The organism is Agrobacterium sp. 22-209-1 (assembly GCF_053522485.1).
The window spans coordinates 420,876-440,289 of the sequence record NZ_JBNWCH010000001.1 but is presented as its reverse complement, the minus strand read 5'-3'; the positions used below and the strand labels follow the sequence as shown (position 1 = coordinate 440,289).

Genomic DNA, 19,414 nt, shown 5'->3' with positions numbered 1-19,414 from the left:
TCTATTCGGTTTTGGCTGCACGATACCGGCTGGCGGCAAGTGCATGCGACAGATTGGGCCTTAACGCCGCGCGCGCTGCAAGGAAATTTTCAAGATCAGCCGTATCCGGCAGGGACGGAATGGTCAGTGCTTCGCCGAGGTCGAGACCGGCAAGGGCCGCATCCACCATTTCGTAAACATCCATGACCATGGCGGCCGGAATGGCGTCGAGCCGTTCCTCTTCCCAGATCGCGGTGCGGGTGATGCCCGGCAGGACGGCCTGAACTCGCACGCCGGAGGGGGAAAGCTGCGCCTGCAGCGCCTCGGTGAAGGCAAGCACGAAGGCCTTGGTGGCCGGGTAGACGGCGGTGAATGCCGCCGGCATCAGCGCCGTGACCGAAGTGATGTTGATGATCGTGCCCTTGCCATCGTCGGCAAGACGCGGCGCGATGGCCGCTGCGAGCCGGGTGACGGCAAGGATGTTGAGGTTGATCATCGTTGTCACATAGGCCGGGTCCAGCGCCGTGATTGCGCCTTCCCCGGCAATACCGGCATTGTTGACGAGGCCGGTAATCCGCCGGTCGTCGCGCAGCCGCACTTCCACCTTTTCGAGGTCTTCCGCCTTGGCAAGATCGGCGGAGAGAACCTCGACTGCGATGTGATGATCCTTTTCCAACCGTGCGGCCAATGCTTTCAGCTTTTCGGCACGCCGCGCCACGAGGATGAGGTCATGGCCGCGTTTTGCCAGACGTTCGGCATAGACCGCACCGATGCCATCGGATGCGCCGGTGATGAGAAATGTATTCTGTGTCATATCCGTGTCTCCTTTGTGCTGCGGTTTCAGGCGTTGATGAAGGCGAGAAGGTCGGTGTTGAACCGGTCCTGATGGGTCTGCGTCAGGCCATGGTCGGCGCCCTCATAGATTTTGAGCACCGCATGTTTGACTATTCTGACCGTGGAGAGCGCCGAAGCGCCGACCGGCACGATCTGATCGTCATCGCCGTGCAGAACCAGCGTCGGCTTGTCGAAAGCCTTCAGGTCCTGATGGAAATCGCTTTCCGAAAAGGCGCGAATGCTGTCGAGCTGACCTTTCAGGCCGCCCATCATGCCCTGCCGCCAGAATTCGTCGCGGATGCCTTCGGATATCACGGCGCCTTCGCGGTTGTAGCCGTAGAAGGGAATGGTCAGGTCCTTGAAAAACTGGCTGCGATTGTCATAGGTGCCCTTGCGGATGCCGTCAAAAACATCGATTGGCAGGCCGATGGCATTGCTTTCCGTCTTCAGCATCAGCGGCGGCACCGCGCCGATGAGGGCGATCTTGGCGACGCGGGCCGTACCATGACGGCCGATATAGCGCGTCACCTCGCCGCCGCCGGTGGAATGGCCGACCAGAATGATGTCGTGAAGATCGAGCTGTTCGATCAGCTCGGCCAGATCGTCGGCATATTGATCCATGGTATTGTTATGCCAGACCTGATCGGAGCGGCCGTGGCTGCGGCGGTCATGGGCGATGGTGCGGAAACCGTGATTGGCGAAGAACACCATCTGCGCATCCCAGGCATCGGCGCTGAGCGGCCAGCCATGGGAGAAGATGATGGGTTGCCCGTCTTTCGGGCCCCAGTCCTTGTAGAAGATATGCGTTCCGTCTCTGGTGGTGATCGTTGTCATGGCTTTCTCTCCTGTTGCAGGGAGCTTGCTTGCGTCCCGTGGGAATAGAGATACTCTGGAGACAGCCGGGACTGGATTGGCGCTTCTGACAGAAAACGAGCCAAAACTGACAAAACGGGGTGTGGGTCATGGCAGGTGTAACGGGAAGCGCGCTGGAAGTGGGACTGGTCCTCTATAGGGACTGTCAGATCGCCATGGTGCATGGGATCACCGATCTTTTTGCCATCGCGTCGGTATTTTCTCAGGATCGCGGCGGGCCGAAATTGCGGGTCAGTCACTGGAGCATGGGGGAGGGCGGTGAATTCGCGCGCTGTCAGGATACCGATCCAGGGCCGGGGCATCCCGGTATCTTTATCGTACCCGGGAGGCTGACCGGGCCAGCCGAAATCGAGGAAGCGGAGCCTTACGCCCGCTGGCTGCTGGATCGGCATGCGCAGGGGGCGACGCTTGCCGCCAGTTGCGGCGGCTCCTTTATGATTGCGGCAACGGGCCTCCTGTCCGGCCGCCCGGCTACCACCCACTGGTTGTTTGCCGAGCGTTTCCGCGAGCGTTTTCCCGATATCCGGCTGGAGATAGACAAGATCGTCATCGAGGATGGCGATATCATCACGGCTGGCGGGCTGATGGCATGGACAGATCTTGGCCTGCGCATCGTCGACCGGCTTCTCGGACCTTCGGTGATGATCGAGACCGGCAAGTTCCTGCTGATCGATCCCTCGGGGCGTGAACAGCGCCATTATAGCAGCTTCGCCCCAAGGCTGACGCATGGCGACGAGCCGATCCTGAAGGTGCAGCACTGGCTGCAGGCCCGCGCCGGGCGGGCGACGAGCGTTACCGACATGGCCGGCCATGCAGGGCTGGAGGAGCGGACCTTCCTGCGCCGCTTCAAGGCCGCCACCGGCATGAAGCCCATCGAATATGTCCAGCATCTGCGTATCGGCAAGGCGCGGGAACTGCTGGAATTCACCCGCCGTTCTGTCGATCAGATCGCCTGGTCGGTGGGTTATGAGGACGCGGCCGCCTTTCGCCGGGTGTTCCACCGCATTCTCGGCCTCTCGCCGGGTGAATATAGAAGCCGCTTTTCCAGCAGTTCGGCCATGGCTGCGGCGTGAGGGCGGCCGACCGTCCCGGCGGTGCGCGGCCCTTGCAATGTGGCGGGTGTTTGCTAACATGCCAGACAAGTTTGAAACAGGTGGGCCGGAATGGACGTTGAGAGCAACACGAAGCAAGGGGTATCGCTCGCGGCGAAAATCAGTTCGGCATTGCGGCGGGATCTGTCAGAAGGCGTTTTTCGCCCCGGCGACCGTCTTCCAAGCGAAAGCGAACTCACGCGGGAATATTCTGTGAGCCGCACAGTGGTACGCGAAGCCATCGCCATTCTACGCGCCGACGGCCTCGTTGAAGCCCGCAAGGGCGCGGGCGTTTTTGCCGTCGAAGTAAAGCCGGCCAAGGAGCTGCCTTTTAACGATCTGGCCGTGGGACGGATTTCCTCGGTGATCGAGTTGCTGGAATTGCGCACGGTCTTTGAGGTTGAATCCGCCGGGCTTGCGGCATCGCGCCGTTCCGCCGTGCAGGTGGAGGCGATTGTGGATGCGCACCGGCGCGTCGGCGACTGTCTCGCCGCCGGTTTGCCGACGCGGGACGCTGATTTCGAGTTCCATCTGGCCATTGCGCAGGCGACGCAGAACAGGAGGTTTCCCGAGTTTCTTCAGCTCATTCGCACCGGCATCATTCCTCGCGGCGAATTGCAGGGGGCAGCGCCCGGATCGCGTCCGAAGGACTACAACCTGCATCTCCAGGAGGAGCATGCGAGGATTGTCGACGCCATCATCGAAGGTGATGCCGATGGCGCCCGCCAATATATGGCGGCGCATTTGCGCGGCAGTCTTGAGCGCTACAAAGTGCTTCTGCGCTCCCGCACTGCCGCTGAGTGATCCAGAAATTGTTCATGAGTCAATGGGTTAAACGGTCGCTCGCCGATAAAAGGCTAGCGAGGCGGCGAGCGTCAGAAGCGCGCCGCCGCAAATCCGGTCGAGCCACAGGGCTCCGGATTTCCGCAGCAGCCGGACGGCCTGCGAGCCGAGCAGCGCATATCCGAACATCACGATGAAATCGATGGCGGCGAAGATCAGCGCAAGCGCCGCATATTGCTGGAGCTGCGGTGCAGCGGGATCGATGAATTGCGGCAGGAAAGCGGAAAAGAACAGATATCCCTTGGGGTTGGTGACCGCCACGAGAAAGCTTTTGAGGAAAATCGAGGGAACGGAAGCAGCCCCGTTGGCCTCTGCCGGTTGAAGGGCGCCATCGAGCATGCCTCTTGAGCGCAAAAGCATGATGCCGAGGAAGGCTAGATAGCAGACGCCCATCCATTTGACGACACCGAACCAGAATTCGGAAGCGGCGAGCAACGCCCCCAATCCTAGTGCTACTGCGCCGATCAGGACAAAATCCGAGAGAACAGCGCCAGCCATGCCGCTCATGGCGCGGCGTACTCCGAATCTTGAACCATTTGTAAGCGCGAGCAAAACGGTAGGGCCGGGCGTGGCAATGCCGATAAAAGCGACCACGGCAAATGCCAGAAGTGTCACGTCAACCATATTTCTCCCCCCTGAAGGCGCGGGTGTCATCGGCATCATCGCCGGGGCAGGCGTCCGCGCATTCTGCGCGGTGGGAGAATACAGGCTTTTGCTGGCGCCACAATGCATGTGCTTTTCCCAAAGCAGAAAGAAAGCCCGACGGTTTCGGCACGCCTTCAGGTTCCTGGGCAATACGGATTTCGCCGGTACTCGCTTGACAGCCTCCAACACCTGTGACAACTTGTGGATAGTTGTCAGACAGGATTGCGCTTTGGTCACTTGCGCAATCGATCTCTGGCAAGGGAGGAATCATGTCAAAAAGACGCCTTTCGCTTTATGGCCTTTCCGGCCAGATCGGAAGTATTGCGGTTACGCTGCTTGGATTGCTGCTGCTGACCTTTTTTATCGGCCGCCTGATGCCCGCCGATCCCGTGCGGGCGATTGTGGGCGAGGACGCGACGCGCGAAACCTATGAACAGGTCTACCATGCGCTCGGTTTCGACCGTCCGCTCTGGCAGCAGTTCATCTATTATCTCGGCGATGTCTTCACCGGCGATTTCGGAACCTCGATCCGCACGGGCCAGCCCGTCATCCAGGATATCATACGCGTCATGCCCGCGACGATGGAGCTTGCGACCTTCGCGATCCTGATCGGCGCTGGCCTTGGCATTCCCATGGGCGTTTATGCCGCGGTCAATAAAGACCGCTGGCAGGATCATCTGGTACGCGTCCTCAGCCTGTTCGGCCATTCCATGCCGATTTTCTGGACCGGCATGATCGCGCTGATCGTTTTTTACGCCCATCTCGGCCTTGTCGGTGGCGGTGGCCGTATGGACCAGTTTTATATCGGTCTGGTGGAGGAGCGCACCGGCTTTCTGTTGATCGACAGCCTGCTTGCGGGCGATATGGAAGTGTTCTGGTCGGCCATCAACCACCTCATCCTTCCCGCCGCGCTGCTCGGTTATTCCTCCTCGGCCTATATCACCCGCATGACGCGTAGCTTCATGCTGGACCAACTGGGCCAGGAATATGTGACGACCGCCCGCGTTAAAGGCCTGTCGCAACGACAGACGGTGTGGCTGCACGCGTTTGGGAATATTCGCGTGCAGCTCGTCACCATTATCGCCCTTGCTTACGGTTCGCTGCTGGAAGGGGCGGTTCTCATCGAGACCGTCTTCGCCTGGCCGGGATTCGGGCAATATCTCACCAGCAATCTTATCATCGGTGACATGAATGCCGTGATGACCTGCGTTTTGATCGTCGGCGTCATCTTTATCGGGCTCAATCTCCTGTCCGACATTCTCTACCGCTTTTTCGATCCGAGGACCCGCTGATGACGGCCCGCGCAGAAACCTCCTTCCGCCTTCCGGCGCCCTTGAACGCGCTGAAGAACATCGTCGTTTTCCTGCTGAAAAGCCCGACATCGGTCTTCGGCCTGGCCGTCCTGCTGTTGCTCGTCATCGCCGCGATTTTCGCTCCCTGGCTAGCGACGCATGACCCCTACGCGCAGGATCTCGCCAACACGCTGCAGGCGCCGGGTAATGGCCACGTCTTCGGTACGGACGAGTTGGGACGGGATATCTACAGCCGCCTTCTCTGGGGCGCACGCATCACGCTCACCATCATCTCGCTGGTGTCGATCATCGTCGGTCCCGTCGGCCTTCTGGTCGGCACGGCTTCCGGTTATCTCGGCGGCAAGTTCGATACGGTGATGATGCGCATCACGGATATCTTCCTGTCCTTCCCGAGCCTCATCCTGTCGCTCGCCTTCGTCGCAGCACTTGGGCCAAGCCTCAACAATGCGATCATCGCGATCGCGCTCACTTCATGGCCACCGATTGCGCGCCTCGCACGCGCCGAGGCCATGACCTTCCGCAAGGAGGATTACATTGCCGCCGCAAGGCTTCAGGGCGCCTCTCCGCTGCGCATCATCGTCAAATCGATCATGCCCATGTGCCTGCCTTCTGTCCTGATCCGCCTGACGCTGAATATGGCGACGGTCATCCTCACCGCCGCCGGCCTCGGCTTCCTCGGTCTCGGCGCGCAGCCGCCGTTGCCGGAATGGGGAGCGATGATCGCGACCGGACGCCGCTACATGCTCGACAGCTGGTGGCTCGTCACCTTCCCCGGCGTTGCGATCCTTTCCGTCAGCCTTGCTTTCAACCTGCTGGGTGACGGCCTGCGGGATGCGCTCGATCCAAAGCAGATGAACCGGAGATAGGGCCATGGAAAAACCAATCCTCGATGTCGAAAATCTCCGCATTCGCTATGGCGGCTCGCCCACCGAGGCGGTGCGCGGCATCTCCTTCACCCTTGGTCGGGAACGGCTTGGTATTGTCGGCGAAAGCGGCTCGGGTAAATCCACCGTCGGCAGGGCGCTGCTGCGGCTCCTGCCATCGGCGACAATAACCGCCGACAAGCTTGATTTCGACGGTCTCGATCTTCTGTCTCTGAGTGAAAAGGAGATGCTCAAGGTTCGCGGCCGGCGCATGTCGATGATCCTTCAGGATCCGAAATTTTCCCTCAATCCCATCCGCCGTGTCGGCGATCAGGTAACGGAAACCTATCTGCGCCACTTCAAGGCTTCGAAATCGGAAGCCCGGGAAAAGGCGCTGGCCATGCTGGATGCCGTGAAAATCCGCGACGCCGCCCGCGTCTACGAGCAATATCCGCATGAAATTTCCGGCGGCATGGGCCAGCGTGTGATGATCGCCATGATGTTGCTCGCCGATCCAGATCTCGTCATTGCCGATGAGCCGACCTCGGCGCTTGACGTGACGGTGCGGTTGCAGGTCCTGAATATTCTCGACGGTCTGGTGCGGGATCGCGGCATCGGCCTCATCATGATCAGCCACGATCTCAATCTCGTGCGCAATTTCTGCGACCGGGTACTCATCATGTATGCCGGCCGGGTAGTGGAAACGCTCGCCGCACGCGATCTCGATCAGGCGAAGCACCCCTATACGCGCGGCCTTCTGGCGGCGCAGCCGCGCATCGGCGGCAGGCGTGCGCCACTTGCGGTGCTCGACCGCCGCCCCGAATGGCTGGAGGAGAACGTATAATGGCCGTTTCAGTCGAAACCCGCGATCTTTCAATCACCTTCGGCAGCGGCCCTACTGCGCTGAACGTGCTGCCTTCCGTATCCTTCCGCGTCGAGCCGGGCGAATGTTTCGGGCTGGTCGGCGAAAGCGGTTCGGGCAAATCCACCGTCCTTCGCTGCGTGTCGATGCTCAACGATTTCTGGACCGGCGACATCCTCATCGATGGCAGGTCGGTGCGCGATATGCCGTTGATCGAGCGGTGCCGCATGCTGCAGATGGTGTTTCAGGATCCCTACGGGTCGCTGCATCCGCGCCAGTCGGTGCGCACCGTGCTTTCGGAATCGCTAGCCATCCACAAGCTCGGCGACCGCGAAGAGCGCATGCGCAAGGCCATCACGGATGTAGGCCTGCCCGTAGCCTTTCTGGATCGTTTCCCGCACCAGCTTTCCGGCGGCCAGCGGCAGCGTGTGGCGATTGCCCGGGCGCTGATCCTTGAACCGTCACTGCTTCTGCTAGACGAGCCGACGTCTGCGCTCGATGTTTCTGTGCAGGCGGAAATCCTCAACCTCCTCCAGCGCCTGCGGGAAGAGCGTGGCTTCACCTATATCATGGTGACCCACGATCTCGCCGTCGTCGATCACATGTGCGACCGCTTCGCGGTGATGCTGCGCGGTGAAATCACCGAAACCCTGCCGCGCGACGCTATCGCCGGCAATGGCGCGACGCATCCCTATGCGCGCGAACTGATCGGCGCCTCTCTGGAATATGAAGGCGCGTGACGGCTCCAAGAACCTGACCGTCCTCCTCCGGGGCGTTGCGATAACAACATCCTCCTTCCTTGCCCGGCTTCACTGCCGGGCATTTTTTTGGAGTGATGCCGGGCGTGGGGTGAAAAAAGAAAAGGCGCGGGTTTAGCCGCGCCTCAGGGATTGCAGACGACATTCTACTACCATATTGGCTTCCCTCCGCCTTCATCCTCGGGTCAATCCCGAGGATGAAGGCTTATGGATGCATCACCGCTCCTTGCTCACCTCTTCAAACCGCGAAAGCCAGGGGCTGACGATCATGCCCTTGACGTCGCTGCGGAAGGCGGCGGTGTCGATGACTTCGGAGAAGGGCTGAATGGACATGACGATCTCGTCCATATAACCCTGCAGGTCCTCATAAAGCTTTGTCTGTTTCGCCACGTCGCGCTCGACCAGCGCCGCCTCGATCATCTTGTTCAGCTTCTCATCGAAAAAACTGGTGCGCCAGCTCTGGTAATTGGTGAGCTTCGCGTCATCGGCATTGTTGGGATTATAGGCGATGGAGCGCAGATTATTGTCCGGATGCGGCTGCTGGCCGCCGCCGCCGCGGCCGAGCAGCAGTTCGAAATTTCGCTCGCGCATCGCGCCGTAAATCTGATCGCCGGAGCCGCTGATCAGTTCGGCCTGAATGCCGGCCTGGGCCAGCGTGTTCTGGATCGCCGTTGCCGCTTTCATGAAGGGGTCTTCCGAAAGCACACGCAGCGTCGTCTTGAAACCGTTCGGATAACCGCCTTCGGCCAGAAGCGCCTTGGCTTTTTCGATGTCGAGCTTGTAGCCCTGATCCGGAAGCGAACCCATCACACCGGTGCTGAGGGAGCGCTGATGCAGCTTGCCGTAATAGGGCATGACCGCCTTGTCGAGGCCGGCGTAATCGATCAGGTAACGCAGGGCCTCGCGCACCTTCTTGTTCGCAAATTTCTCATCCTTCATCGAAACGCTGAGGTAATAAAAACCGGAGCCGGGCGTGGATTCGATGGTGATAGCCTTGTCGGCCTCAAGCGATTTCAGATCCGGGGCCTGCAAGGAGTAGGCGACGTCGATATCGCCTTTTTCCAGCATCAGCCGCTGCGATTGCGATTCCGGCAGATGGCGCATCAGGATGCGCTTCATGCTGGCCTTCTCCCCCCAATAATCATCGTTGCGGGTGAGGATGATATATTCGTTGGATTTCCATTGCGTCAGCTTGAACGGGCCGGAACCGGCGGAATTCAGTGTCAGCCAAGCGCCGCCGAGATCGCCGTCCTTTTCATTCTCAAGAGCCATCTTGCTGTCGATGATCGAGCCTGGGCCGTTCTGCGCAAGGATCATCAGGAGAAGGTTGGGATCGTCCGGCTTCGGAATATTCAGTACGAAAGTCTGGTCGTTTTCGGCGACGAAGAGCTTGTCGGCCTCTTCCAGCTTGAAACCGCGGGTTTTCAGGAAGGACGACTGCGCCAGATTGCGGGCGAGCAGCCTCTTCAGGCTCCAGGCCACGTCCTTGGCCGTCACAGGGTTGCCTGAAGCGAATTTCGCTTCGCCGCGCAGATGGAAACGGATGGATTTGCGGTCTTCGGCAATTTCCCAGCGTTCGGCAAGGCGTGGCTGGACGCTGCGGTCTTTCGGTGAAAGCACGACCAGCGTGTCATAAACGTTGTTCAGAACCTGCACGGTCTCGCGGCCGGTAATGGCGGCGGGATCGAGGGTCAGGATATTGCTCATGGTCGTGGCGACGATGAGCTGGTCTTTCGGCGTTTCGGCGAAAACACCGAGCGGCATCGCGCCGATCAGCAAGGCGCCAAGCGCTGCGGTTGCAAGAAAATGTTTCATTTTTCCTCCCAATACGGCCGGTTCATACGGCCTTTCCACGTTTTGATCCACGCGCCTGGTTCCTCCACAGGTGTCGCTTGATCAGCCAAGAATCTCTCTGACCTGAGCTGCGAGCGCCCGGCCGATTGCGGTCGTTGCCGGCGCATCCAGATGCACGCCATCCACCGGTGAGGCGCTGGCGACCGACCCGGCATCGAAGAAGGCGTGCCCCAGTTCGGCGGCGAGTTTGCGGTAAAGCGGCGCAAGCCTGAGGGATTGCCCAATATCCCGCCCGCCGGCTGGTTCGCCGCTCGGGCCGTCAACGCAGGGCGGCGGGGCGACGATCAGCAGTTTCGGCACGGCCTCGCGCGGTTTGTAGATGAAGGTCTCGACGATCTGCGCCAGTCGCCGCATACCGGAAACCGCGGCTTCCGCCCGTCCGCCATGCACCGGTTTGATGTCGTTGGTGCCGAGCATGATGATGACGAGATCGAGCGGCATATGGCAGGAAAGCGCGACTTCAAGCGCCCGCGCGCCATTGCGGCAGGCGGGGCCGGTATGATCGTCATAACAGGTGGTGCGCCCGCCAAGGCCCTCGGGGTAAACCTTCGCCTTTCCCGCAAGCTCTGCCTCCAGTACCTCCGGCCAGCGGTGTTCGGCCGGGTGCCGGAGGCCCGTTGCCGGGTTTGCGCCCCAGGTGAGGCTGTCTCCGAAGGCGAGCACGGTTTTCATCGCCCGTTACCTCACCCGGTTGTTGTCGATGAAGGTAAAATCGATGTCCTCGCCAAGGCCCGGCCGATCAGGGACATGCACGAAGCCGTCGCGGTCCATCGGGTCGGACAGCGACTTCAGATAATCGTGGCCGTCATCGTATTCGAGGAAGGGATGCAACAGGCCGCGCTCATACCAGCGGCAATTCTTGGTGGCGGCGACAACATGCAGGTTCATGGCTGTGTTGCCATGCACCTCGCATTCCATGCCGAAAGCCTCGGCCAGATGCATGGTCTTCAGCGCCGGGGTGATGCCGCCGACATCGTTGACGCCAGTGCGCAGAATATCGCAGGCACCGGCCTTGATCCATTCGGCGCGATGCCAATGCTTGCCGGCCGCACTTTCCGGGCCGACGACCGGAATATCGAGATTATCGGAAAGCCATTTGTAGGAGGACAGCGATTGCTCATCCATCGGCTCCTCGATCCAGTCGAAGCCGAGTTTTTCGAGGCCACGGCCCAGCGCCAGCGCGTCGGTGCGGGAATACCAGTGGAAGGCGTCGATCATCAGGCGAATATCGGGGCCGACCGCCTCACGCACGGCCGCGCAGGCCTTGAGGTCCATCTTCACATCCGGCGCCCAGCTGACGGGCGGCATCCAGGTGTGCAGCTTGATGCCCTTGTAGCCGCGCTTCACCAGCGTTTCGGCAAAACGGCCGTAATCTTCCGGCGTCGCCAGCCCGCCATCCAGCTCGTCGCCGCACATGATGGAGCCATAGGCCAGCACCTTGTCGCGATAGCTGCCGATCAACTTGTATACAGGTTGATTGAGCGAGCGGCCGGCAAGGTCCCAGAGTGCGCAATCCACCACCGCCAGCGTACGGTCAGTCAGCTGTGCGGCTGAGCCACGCTGCCAGTGGGCAAGGTCCTGCCACAGCCGTTCCCGGTCGCGATGATCCTCACCAATCAGGACTTTCTTGACGAATTTTTCGATGACATGGGGGCGAACGATCTCCGGCGCGGTGAAGGAATGACCTTCCTGACCATCTTCCGTGCGGATGGTCAGCATGGCCTGTTCCACCTGATGCGCCGGACCCGGATGTGCGTGACCGGCACTGTCCGAGTGCCGACGGGTCGTCGTGCGGAAAACACGGACCTCGACGTCGGTGATGATCATAATTCCTCCCTCATGCCGGTATGGCAGCGTTTGCGGTTGCTGCAATGTCATACATGTATGCGTTATTTGTCAACATGTACGATAATCTGTATTACATGTTGGTGCGGAAAATCAAGACCATTTGCGCACGCTGTTTCACAGGGAATCGGTGAAACTTGGCTCATGAGGGAGGTTTTGCGTCTTGGTGGAAGAAAATCTGGCGGGGCGCATGAGCGCGGCCTGTGCCGAATGGCAGCTATCTCGGCTTGGATGATCTTTCGCGCCGGGTGATGGCGTGCGCATTCTCGGTGCAAATGGTGCGGAAGCCTCCGGCCGGCTTGCCGCCGTCGCGCTCCTTGAGGATCAAGGCGTGAAGCCATCCCGCAACTGACCGGCGCGGATGTGCGTCGCATCCCACCAAGGGAGGGTCAGAAATCCGCGACCTTGCCCCAGGAAGAACCAAGGAAACGGCTGGGGTGATAGGGCGTGGGATCGACGATCGGGCTCGAGCCTGTCACAATATCGGCGATCAGATGGCCGGCGCCCGGTCCGATGCCGAAACCATGCCCACTGAAACCGGCGGCGAGAATGAAGCCGGGCAATTCGCTGGTTTCGCCAATGGCGGGCACGCCGTCGGGCGTGCTGTCAATGAAGCCGGCCCAGGCGGCGGAAATCTGCGTTTTGCCCAGGGCGGGCAGAAGCTCCAGCGCCCTTCTATGGGTCTCGCGGATGGCGGCGGCATTGGGTTTCGGGTCGAGAATACGCACCCGCTCCATGGGTGTCGGCGCATCGAGGCGCCAGTGCTTCAGGGTCTCGTGGCCACCGCGAATGCCCTCCAACCCGCCTGGCCGCAGGCTTCGCCAGCGCTTGAGGAACATCGGGATGAATTCTCGGGCAAACCGCATCTGCTGCGCCGTCGGGTCAATGCGTCCCAGCCCGCTGATGGCGAGTGTGTAACCGCCGTTTTTTCTCTTCGTTGCCGAAACGGCGGCGGTGTGCAGTGCATCCGGCAGGCCTTCAGCACCTGGTGCGACCGACAGGATGGAGGAGCGGACGGACGCCTGCGGGAAACGAATTCCGAGCTGTCGGCAAAAGGACGACGCCCAGGCCCCGCCGGACATGATGGCGGTTTTGGTGCGGATCGTGCCTTTTTCGGTGACGACGGCGCTGACCCGGCCGCTTTCCGTCTCAAGCCCGCGTGCGGCGCAATTCTGATGCACCGTGCCGCCCAGCTTGATGATGGCACGCGCCACGGCGGGTGCTGCCATGGAAGGATCGGCCGTGCCGTCGGTCGGCGAAAACACGCCGCCCTTCCAGCGCTTTCCCGTGGATCGGCCGCGTTCGCTCGCCTCATCGGCGCTCAGCATATGGGTCGTCACGCCTGCGGTAATGGCAAAGTCGCGCCAGCGTGCCCAGCCGGCAAGTTCGGCCTCATTGTCGCTCAGGTAAAACAGCCCGCAACGGCGAAAACCTGTGTCCTCGCCGCTCTCTGCACCAAACTCTTCCCAGAGCGCCAGGCTCTTGGTGGAAATCGGCAATTCGCGGGCATCTCGGTTCTGCTGGCGGCACCAGCCCCAGTTGCGGCTGGATTGCTCCGCCCCGATCAGACCCTTTTCGACCAGCGCCACTTTCAGGCCGCGTCGGGCAAGATAATAGGCGGCGAAGACACCGACGATGCCGCCGCCAATAATAACGGCGTCTGCGGATGTGGGCAGTTCCGGCGATGTCGTGATCTGTTGCAGCGGGGCGGGCATGGTCGGACTCCTTGTATTCGTCCTAATTTACCCTAGCTGACGTGTAAACGCTGCCAGACTCCGCGTCTTGCCGGAATCTCCTGCTGTTGGGTGACGCCTCTGCAACTCTTTATGCTGCATCAAAAAAACATCCCCACGTCGACAGGGCTCGCCCATGTGATAAGATTTCCTTTGCCGCGCCAGAATTTTATGCCGCGTGTTCAAAAAACAAAAAAGGGGTTCCGCACGTGATGAAACTTGATCGGATCGATATCAAGATCCTCTACGAATTGCAGAAAAACGGTCGCATCACCAATGTCGAGCTGGCGGAGCTTGTCAATCTGTCGCCAAGCCCCTGCCTGATGCGCGTGAAGAAGCTGCAGGCGGAAGGTTATATCGAGGGTTATTCCGCGCAGATCAACATCAACAAGCTCGGCCAGACACTGACGGTGTTTACGGAAATCACGCTGAAGAACCATCGCCAGATCGATTTCGCCCGCTTCCTCGGCGTTGTCGAAAAGATCGACCAGGTGGTGGAATGCCACCTCGTTTCGGGCGGTTACGACTATCTGCTGAAATTCGTCACCTCTGGCATCGTTGAATATCAGTCGATCATGGAGCGGCTGACCGATATGGACGTGGGCATCGACAAATATTTCAGCTTCGTGGTGCTGAAATCGCCGATCATCAAATCGCATATGCCGCTGACCAGCCTGTTTCCGCTTTGAGCTGTGAGAAAACGGCCCTTTGCAGGGCCGTATCATTCCATTCTCACCTTTTCGAAAAAGCCCGCACCAGCTCCGCATCCTGCTGAAGATTGTCGAGCCATGTCGGGTCGAGTTTCGGCACCGAGGAGAACAGCAGTTTCGAATAGGGGTGGGAGGGCGATTTGATCGCTTCGGTTTCCAGATGCTCCACCTTCTGCCCGCCATACATCACGACGATCTCGTCGCAGATGGTTTCCACCACCGAAAGATCGTGGCTGATGAAGATATAGGAGAGGTTCAGCTCCCGCTGCAGTTCTCCGAGAAGATCGATGATTGCGGCCGCAACCACGGTATCGAGGGCCGAGGTGATTTCATCGCAGATGATAAGCGAGGGCTCGGCGGCAAGTGCGCGGGCGAAATTGACGCGTTGTTTCTGCCCGCCGGAAAGGCCGGAAGGGTGGCGGTGGCGGACCGAGCGCGGCAGCTTCACCATATCGAGAAGCTCATCGATCCGGGCGTCGCGCGCCTTACCTTTCATGCCGTGATAGAAGGTCAGCGGCCGGCCGAGAATATCCTCGATGGGTTTCGACGGGTTGAGTGCGGTATCGGCATATTGGAACACGATCTGCATACGGCGTAGCTGGTCGCCGGTTCGACGCCGTGCATCCGCATCCAGTTCCCGGCCTTCGAAGATGACATGGCCGCCGGCCGCCGGCAGAATGCCGGCAATGGCGCGCGCCAGCGTCGATTTTCCGCAGCCGGACTCGCCGATGATGCCGAGATTGCGACCGGGATAGACCGAAAGGCTGACGCTATCCACCGCACGCACCAGCGGCATCTTGTCTCCGCCCTTCGTTCCGTAGCCGGCGATCAGGTTTTCGATATCCAGCAGCGGCGTTGCCTGCTCCGGTTTGGCGGGTGTGATGACGCGCGCCTTGTCATGAAAGGCGGTCAGCAGTTCCTTCGTATAGGGATGCCGGGCATTTTCGAGGATATCCGTGGTCGTACCGGTTTCCTGAACCTCGCCGCCTTTCAGCACAACGATCCGGTCGGCGATCTGGGCGACGACGGCGAGATCGTGCGAGACATAAACGCCGCCGATGCCGTTCTCGCGCATTGCCGATTTGAAGGCGCGCAGAACCTCTATCTGGGTCGTGACGTCGAGCGCGGTGGTCGGCTCGTCGAAGATGACCAGCTTCGGATTGCCGATCAGTGCCATGGCGGCGGAGAGGCGCTGAAGCTGGCCGCCGGACACCTGATGCGGGTAGCGCTCGCCGATGGTTTCGGGGTTGGGCAACGACAGCGCCTTGAAAAGTTCTACCGCCCGTCTGCGCGCCTCCTGCGGCGGCATCAGATGGTGGATGCGGGTGACTTCGATGACCTGATCGATGATCTTCTGCGCCGGGTTGAAAGCGGCGGCCGCGCTTTGGGGCACATAGGTCACTTTTGTGCCGCGGACTTTGGCGCGTTCGGTTTCGGAAAGCTGCACCATGTCTTGGCCCGCCACCTTGACGCTGCCGCCGGAAATATGGCAGCCCGGCCGGGCATAGCCCATCAGGCTCAGCGCGATGGTGGTCTTGCCGGAACCGCTTTCACCGATCAGTGCGACGATTTCGCCATCGGCGATGTCGATGTCCACGCCTTTGATGATGTCGATACGGCGGCCAGAATCGGTGGTGGCCTCGACTTTCAGTCCACGGATTTCAACAAGATTGCTCATTATTCGCTCCTGTCGCGGATTTTCTGCGGCAGATTGTCGATCAGCAGGTTGACGCTGATCGTCAGGCTGGCAATGGCCAGCGACGGGAAGATGACGGCGGGGGCCGCAAACGGCAGGCCGCCGATGTTCTCACGCACCAGCGCGCCCCAGTCCGCATTTGGCGGCTGAAGGCCGAGGCCGAGGAAGGAGAGGCCCGACAGAAGCAGCACGATGAACACGAAGCGCACGCCGAGATCGGCCAGTACGGGCCGGACGATGTTCGGCAGGATCTCCGAGCCGATGAGGTAGAACAGGCTTTCACCGCGCACCCGGGCGACCGTGACGAAATCCATGGTGTTGACATTGACGGCCAGCGCTCGCGCGAAACGATAGGCGCCCGGCGTGTAGATGACCGAGAGCGTGATGATCAGCACCGGTATGGAAGAGCCGACGGCGGCGACGACCACGAGGCCGAAAAGCTTGCTCGGAATGGAGTTCACCGCATCGAGAAACCGGCTGAGTGCTGCATCGAACCAGCCGCCGATGACGGCGGCGCACATGCCGAGCAAAACGCCGGAGGTGCAGGCGATGGTGACGGCTGCGAGCGATATGCCGACCGTGAAACGCGCGCCCATGAGAATGCGGGAAAATACGTCACGGCCGAGATAATCGGAACCGAGCCAGAGATCGGATGTCATCGGCCCGAAATAATCGAGATCGACGATTTCACCGACCGGATGCGGAATGAGATAGGGCGCGAAGATTGCGACCATGGCCCAGAAAAAAATGACGAGAAAGCCGAAAACGCCGACTGCGTTGATCTTGTAGCCCAAACGCGAGGTCCCCGAAGTTGTTTTGATATTGTCGGCCATCAGCGCAGCCTCGGATTGGACATGATGGCGATGATATCCGCCGTCGTGATGAGGAGGAGATAACCGACGCAGAAGATCATCGCGCAGCTTTGGATCAGCGGCAGGTCGCGGGTGGCGACGCCATCGACCATCAACTTGGCGATACCAGGATAATTGAAGATCGTCTCGACGATGATGACGCCGCCGACGAGATAGGAGAGCGACAGGGCCACCGCATTGACGATGGGGCCGAGCGCATTGGGAAGCGCATGGCGAAGCACGATGCGCATCCGCGGCGCACCCTTCAAAAGCGCCATTTCCACGTAGGGCGTATCCAGCGTCTCGATCACGGCGGCGCGGCTCATGCGGATCATCTGTGCGGAAACGACGAAGGTCAGCGTGATGACTGGCATTGCATAGACCCGCAGCACATCGAAAAGCGTGTGAACTTCGCTCACCAGCGACAGCGCCGGCAGCCATTTCAGATAGACGGCGAAAAGTAGCACGGCGAGTGTGGCGATCATGAATTCCGGCACCGAGATGACGCCGATGGTCAGCACGGTGACGGCCCGGTCATAAAGCGTTCCGCGCAGCATGGCGGAACTGATGCCGAGGGTCAGCGCCAGCGGCACGGCGATGACGGTGGTAATGCCGGCGAGCTTCATGGAGTTGACGAAGCGCGGACCGATGAGATCGGCAATCGCCATGTTGTTGGCGTAGGACGTGCCGAGTTCACCCTGCAGCAGGCCCAGAAGCCAGCGCACGAAACGCAGCAGGGCCGGATCGTCGAGATGCATGGCGGTGCGCAGGCCGGCCACGGCTTCCGGCGTGGCCGCTTGGCCAAGAAGGATCGTCGCCGTATCCCCGGGCAGCAGGCTGGTGGCCGAAAAGACGATAAACGACACGATAAGCAGCGTCGTCAGCATGACGACCAGCCGCCTGGCGATAAGGGACATTATTTGGCTGTTCATTCCATATGCTCCTGCGACCGACCCTTATTGTGGAGGCTTCCCGCATCGGCGGAAAGGTCGCCGGGCAGTTTATGCCCGGCTCCGTGGTCTATCAGGCTTCGAGCCAGACGTATTCCGCAAAGGCGTAACCCATCATGCCACCCAGCGGATTGGCTTCCAGACCCTTCAGCTTGGAAGAGATGGCGTCCACATTCGATATATAGGCGGGGATGATGGTGCCGGCTTCATCGGCGATCATTCTTTCCATCTCGAAGTAAATCTGCTTGCGTTTCTCGATATCGAGCATGCCGCGTGCTTCAAGCATCATCTTGTCGAATTTCGGCGACTTGTACTGGCTCTCATTCCACGGCGCGTCGGAGGCATAAAGCAGCGAGAACAGAATATCCGGCGTCGGGCGCGGGTTGATGTTGCCGAAGTGGATCGGCGCCTTCAGCCAGTAGTTGCTCCAATAGCCATCCGATGGCACGCGTTGAACGTCCAGCTTGACGCCGATCTGCGCCGCGGAAGCCTGCATGATCATCGCCATGTCGACAGAGGAGCCCGCAGCATCCGATGCGATGACCGGAATGGACTGTCCGATGACGCCGGCTTTTTCGAAATGGAACTTGGCCTTGTCCAGATCGAAGGCCCTCGGTTTGAGGTCCGGGTTATGATACGGGCTCATTGGCGGAACCGGCTGGTCGTTGCCGACTTCACCGAGGCCGCGCAGCGCCGCCTTGACGATCTGCTCGCGATTGATCAGCGATTTCATGCCCGCGACAAAGTCTGTTTTGTTGCCCGGTGATTGATCAAGCCGAATGTTGAGGTTGGTATAATTACCCGATGTCGTCTTGGACAGCACGACACCTTCCTGCTTGTCGAGCAGGCGGAGCGCGCGGGGGTTGATGGCGGCAGCAAGCTGGATGTCGCCGGAAATAAGAGCATTGACGCGGGCATTGTCGTCCGAAATCGCCATGAATTCGAAACTGTCGATGTGTGGGCCGCCGGACTTCCAGTAATTGGTGTTTTTGGCCATGATCGAACGCACGCCCGGCTCGAACTTTTCGAGCTTGAAGGCGCCGGTGCCGTTGCCCTTGGAGAAATCCGTGGTGCCATCGGCAACGATCATGAAATGGTGCAGGGCCAGAATGGACGGCAGGTCGGCGTTCGGGTTCGCCAGCGTGATTTCGACCGTGCTCTTGTCGAGAGCCTTGAAGCCGGTCATCTGGGCGGCGATCTTGGCGACCTTGGAGCCGACGGCCGGATCGAGATGGCGCTTCAGCGAATAGACCACGTCGTCGGCGGTCAGCGCCTTGCCGTCATGGAAGGTGACGCCGGAACGCAGCTTCACGGTCCAGGTCTTGGCATCCTTCGTCTCGATGGCTTCGGCCAACTCCATCTGTGGCGTGCCCGAAGCATCGAGGAAGCTCAGGCGGTTATAGAGCGCGCAGCAACGGACATAGTCCGTCGAAAGCGAGGCTTTCGCCGGATCGAGCGTATCGGCTGTGGAGGAGGACCAGCCGGCGGCTTTCAGCATGCCGCCGGAGACCGGCGTTGCGGCCACGGCATTTGAGGCGCGACCAAGAATGGCCGAACCGGCGGAAAGGGCGACGCCGCCCGCCAGCAGCATGTGAAGCAGCTCACGCCGCGTTGCGCCGCGCCGGATGGCCTGTTCAACGGCGGCATCGTCGGAACGGGTCCAGTTTGTAATCCTGTCACTCATGGTCTTCCCCTTTTGTATGATTTGTTGAAA

At 60.3% G+C, this 19,414-nt stretch carries 19 protein-coding genes; 7 read left to right on the top strand and 12 right to left on the bottom strand.

Annotated elements, in window-relative coordinates; translation table 11 throughout:
• Nucleotide 1: 1 nt before the first annotated feature.
• A complete protein-coding gene (locus ACQZ48_RS01965) occupies nucleotides 2-793 on the bottom strand; it encodes an SDR family NAD(P)-dependent oxidoreductase (protein ID WP_443387667.1) in 792 nt (263 codons plus the stop codon).
• Nucleotides 794-819: 26 nt separating this feature from the next.
• On the bottom strand, nucleotides 820-1,647 hold the full coding sequence (locus tag ACQZ48_RS01960; protein ID WP_077985109.1) for an alpha/beta fold hydrolase: 828 nt from the start codon (nucleotides 1,645-1,647) through the stop codon (nucleotides 820-822).
• 128 nt (nucleotides 1,648-1,775) lie between these two features.
• On the opposite strand from ACQZ48_RS01960, the gene ACQZ48_RS01955 reads away from it, so the two are divergent.
• Together ACQZ48_RS01955 and ACQZ48_RS01950 are read left to right on the top strand one after the other, a co-directional pair.
• Complete coding sequence (locus tag ACQZ48_RS01955; protein WP_374637469.1) at nucleotides 1,776-2,759, top strand: GlxA family transcriptional regulator; 984 nt, start codon at nucleotides 1,776-1,778, stop codon at nucleotides 2,757-2,759.
• A gap of 90 nt (nucleotides 2,760-2,849) precedes the next feature.
• Entirely contained in the window at nucleotides 2,850-3,581 is a 732-nt protein-coding gene (locus ACQZ48_RS01950) for a FadR/GntR family transcriptional regulator (protein WP_077985108.1), read from the top strand.
• A 27-nt stretch (nucleotides 3,582-3,608) separates the two neighbouring features.
• Here the strand turns inward: ACQZ48_RS01950 and ACQZ48_RS01945 are convergent, their stop codons facing one another.
• Nucleotides 3,609-4,244: a LysE family translocator gene (locus ACQZ48_RS01945; RefSeq protein ID WP_374637472.1), complete on the bottom strand. Its 636-nt coding sequence runs from the start codon at nucleotides 4,242-4,244 to the stop codon at nucleotides 3,609-3,611.
• Entirely contained in the window at nucleotides 4,237-4,524 is a 288-nt protein-coding gene (locus ACQZ48_RS01940) for a hypothetical protein (RefSeq protein WP_374637474.1), read from the bottom strand. Before ACQZ48_RS01940 ends, ACQZ48_RS01945 begins: the two co-directional genes overlap by 8 nt.
• 10 nt (nucleotides 4,525-4,534) lie before the next feature.
• Between ACQZ48_RS01940 and ACQZ48_RS01935 the strand changes: the two genes are divergently transcribed.
• The 4 genes from ACQZ48_RS01935 to ACQZ48_RS01920 are packed head-to-tail and all read left to right on the top strand — an operon-like array spanning nucleotide 4,535 to nucleotide 8,043.
• Nucleotides 4,535-5,557 carry an ABC transporter permease gene (locus ACQZ48_RS01935; protein ID WP_020012032.1) on the top strand — a complete coding sequence of 341 codons (1,023 nt, stop codon included), beginning with the start codon at nucleotides 4,535-4,537 and terminating at the stop codon, nucleotides 5,555-5,557.
• Nucleotides 5,557-6,444 (top strand): ABC transporter permease, encoded by an 888-nt coding sequence (locus ACQZ48_RS01930; protein ID WP_191216660.1) that lies wholly within the window; start codon nucleotides 5,557-5,559, stop codon nucleotides 6,442-6,444. Before ACQZ48_RS01935 ends, ACQZ48_RS01930 begins: the two co-directional genes overlap by 1 nt.
• Before the next feature lie 4 nt (nucleotides 6,445-6,448).
• On the top strand, nucleotides 6,449-7,285 hold the full coding sequence (locus tag ACQZ48_RS01925) for an ABC transporter ATP-binding protein (protein WP_077985104.1): 837 nt from the start codon (nucleotides 6,449-6,451) through the stop codon (nucleotides 7,283-7,285).
• Complete coding sequence (locus ACQZ48_RS01920; RefSeq protein ID WP_077985103.1) at nucleotides 7,285-8,043, top strand: ABC transporter ATP-binding protein; 759 nt, start codon at nucleotides 7,285-7,287, stop codon at nucleotides 8,041-8,043. The genes ACQZ48_RS01925 and ACQZ48_RS01920 overlap by 1 nt, the downstream gene beginning before the upstream one ends.
• Before the next feature lie 234 nt (nucleotides 8,044-8,277).
• Here ACQZ48_RS01920 and ACQZ48_RS01915 read toward each other — a convergent pair whose 3' ends face one another.
• From ACQZ48_RS01915 to ACQZ48_RS01900, 4 genes are all read right to left on the bottom strand, one after another.
• Entirely contained in the window at nucleotides 8,278-9,876 is a 1,599-nt protein-coding gene (locus tag ACQZ48_RS01915) for an ABC transporter substrate-binding protein (RefSeq protein ID WP_137411538.1), read from the bottom strand.
• 81 nt (nucleotides 9,877-9,957) lie between these two features.
• Entirely contained in the window at nucleotides 9,958-10,587 is a 630-nt protein-coding gene (locus tag ACQZ48_RS01910) for an SGNH/GDSL hydrolase family protein (RefSeq protein ID WP_173990857.1), read from the bottom strand.
• 6 nt (nucleotides 10,588-10,593) lie between these two features.
• Nucleotides 10,594-11,742, bottom strand: a complete 1,149-nt coding sequence (locus ACQZ48_RS01905; RefSeq protein WP_077985100.1) for a mandelate racemase family protein — start codon at nucleotides 11,740-11,742, stop codon at nucleotides 10,594-10,596.
• Nucleotides 11,743-12,149: 407 nt separating this feature from the next.
• On the bottom strand, nucleotides 12,150-13,475 hold the full coding sequence (locus ACQZ48_RS01900; RefSeq protein WP_374637480.1) for an NAD(P)/FAD-dependent oxidoreductase: 1,326 nt from the start codon (nucleotides 13,473-13,475) through the stop codon (nucleotides 12,150-12,152).
• Between the two features lie 230 nt (nucleotides 13,476-13,705).
• Here ACQZ48_RS01900 and ACQZ48_RS01895 point away from each other — a divergent pair, with 230 nt between their 5' ends.
• The gene (locus ACQZ48_RS01895) at nucleotides 13,706-14,182 is read left to right on the top strand and encodes an Lrp/AsnC family transcriptional regulator (RefSeq protein ID WP_003506856.1); all 477 of its coding nucleotides are present in this window, start codon (nucleotides 13,706-13,708) and stop codon (nucleotides 14,180-14,182) included.
• Nucleotides 14,183-14,225: 43 nt separating this feature from the next.
• On the opposite strand, the gene ACQZ48_RS01890 is transcribed toward ACQZ48_RS01895, so the two are convergent.
• From ACQZ48_RS01890 to ACQZ48_RS01875, 4 genes are all read right to left on the bottom strand, one after another.
• Nucleotides 14,226-15,881, bottom strand: coding sequence for an ABC transporter ATP-binding protein (locus ACQZ48_RS01890; RefSeq protein ID WP_173990853.1), 1,656 nt, complete (start codon nucleotides 15,879-15,881; stop codon nucleotides 14,226-14,228).
• Nucleotides 15,881-16,732, bottom strand: coding sequence for an ABC transporter permease (locus ACQZ48_RS01885; protein WP_077985097.1), 852 nt, complete (start codon nucleotides 16,730-16,732; stop codon nucleotides 15,881-15,883). Before ACQZ48_RS01885 ends, ACQZ48_RS01890 begins: the two co-directional genes overlap by 1 nt.
• The gene (locus ACQZ48_RS01880; RefSeq protein ID WP_077985096.1) at nucleotides 16,732-17,682 is read right to left on the bottom strand and encodes an ABC transporter permease; all 951 of its coding nucleotides are present in this window, start codon (nucleotides 17,680-17,682) and stop codon (nucleotides 16,732-16,734) included. Before ACQZ48_RS01880 ends, ACQZ48_RS01885 begins: the two co-directional genes overlap by 1 nt.
• Before the next feature lie 91 nt (nucleotides 17,683-17,773).
• Nucleotides 17,774-19,384, bottom strand: a complete 1,611-nt coding sequence (locus tag ACQZ48_RS01875) for an ABC transporter substrate-binding protein (RefSeq protein WP_077985311.1) — start codon at nucleotides 19,382-19,384, stop codon at nucleotides 17,774-17,776.
• Nucleotides 19,385-19,414 lie beyond the last annotated feature (30 nt).

Coding starts and splice junctions, on each gene's coding strand:
- ACQZ48_RS01965 (WP_443387667.1), bottom strand. CDS start 793: ATGACACAGAATACATTTCTCATCACCGGCGCATCCGATGGCATCGGT.
- ACQZ48_RS01960 (WP_077985109.1), bottom strand. CDS start 1,647: ATGACAACGATCACCACCAGAGACGGAACGCATATCTTCTACAAGGAC.
- ACQZ48_RS01955 (WP_374637469.1), top strand. CDS start 1,776: ATGGCAGGTGTAACGGGAAGCGCGCTGGAAGTGGGACTGGTCCTCTAT.
- ACQZ48_RS01950 (WP_077985108.1), top strand. CDS start 2,850: ATGGACGTTGAGAGCAACACGAAGCAAGGGGTATCGCTCGCGGCGAAA.
- ACQZ48_RS01945 (WP_374637472.1), bottom strand. CDS start 4,244: ATGGTTGACGTGACACTTCTGGCATTTGCCGTGGTCGCTTTTATCGGC.
- ACQZ48_RS01935 (WP_020012032.1), top strand. CDS start 4,535: ATGTCAAAAAGACGCCTTTCGCTTTATGGCCTTTCCGGCCAGATCGGA.
- ACQZ48_RS01930 (WP_191216660.1), top strand. CDS start 5,557: ATGACGGCCCGCGCAGAAACCTCCTTCCGCCTTCCGGCGCCCTTGAAC.
- ACQZ48_RS01925 (WP_077985104.1), top strand. CDS start 6,449: ATGGAAAAACCAATCCTCGATGTCGAAAATCTCCGCATTCGCTATGGC.
- ACQZ48_RS01920 (WP_077985103.1), top strand. CDS start 7,285: ATGGCCGTTTCAGTCGAAACCCGCGATCTTTCAATCACCTTCGGCAGC.
- ACQZ48_RS01915 (WP_137411538.1), bottom strand. CDS start 9,876: ATGAAACATTTTCTTGCAACCGCAGCGCTTGGCGCCTTGCTGATCGGC.
- ACQZ48_RS01910 (WP_173990857.1), bottom strand. CDS start 10,587: ATGAAAACCGTGCTCGCCTTCGGAGACAGCCTCACCTGGGGCGCAAAC.
- ACQZ48_RS01905 (WP_077985100.1), bottom strand. CDS start 11,742: ATGATCATCACCGACGTCGAGGTCCGTGTTTTCCGCACGACGACCCGT.
- ACQZ48_RS01900 (WP_374637480.1), bottom strand. CDS start 13,475: ATGCCCGCCCCGCTGCAACAGATCACGACATCGCCGGAACTGCCCACA.
- ACQZ48_RS01895 (WP_003506856.1), top strand. CDS start 13,706: ATGAAACTTGATCGGATCGATATCAAGATCCTCTACGAATTGCAGAAA.
- ACQZ48_RS01890 (WP_173990853.1), bottom strand. CDS start 15,881: ATGAGCAATCTTGTTGAAATCCGTGGACTGAAAGTCGAGGCCACCACC.
- ACQZ48_RS01885 (WP_077985097.1), bottom strand. CDS start 16,732: ATGGCCGACAATATCAAAACAACTTCGGGGACCTCGCGTTTGGGCTAC.
- ACQZ48_RS01880 (WP_077985096.1), bottom strand. CDS start 17,682: ATGAACAGCCAAATAATGTCCCTTATCGCCAGGCGGCTGGTCGTCATG.
- ACQZ48_RS01875 (WP_077985311.1), bottom strand. CDS start 19,384: ATGAGTGACAGGATTACAAACTGGACCCGTTCCGACGATGCCGCCGTT.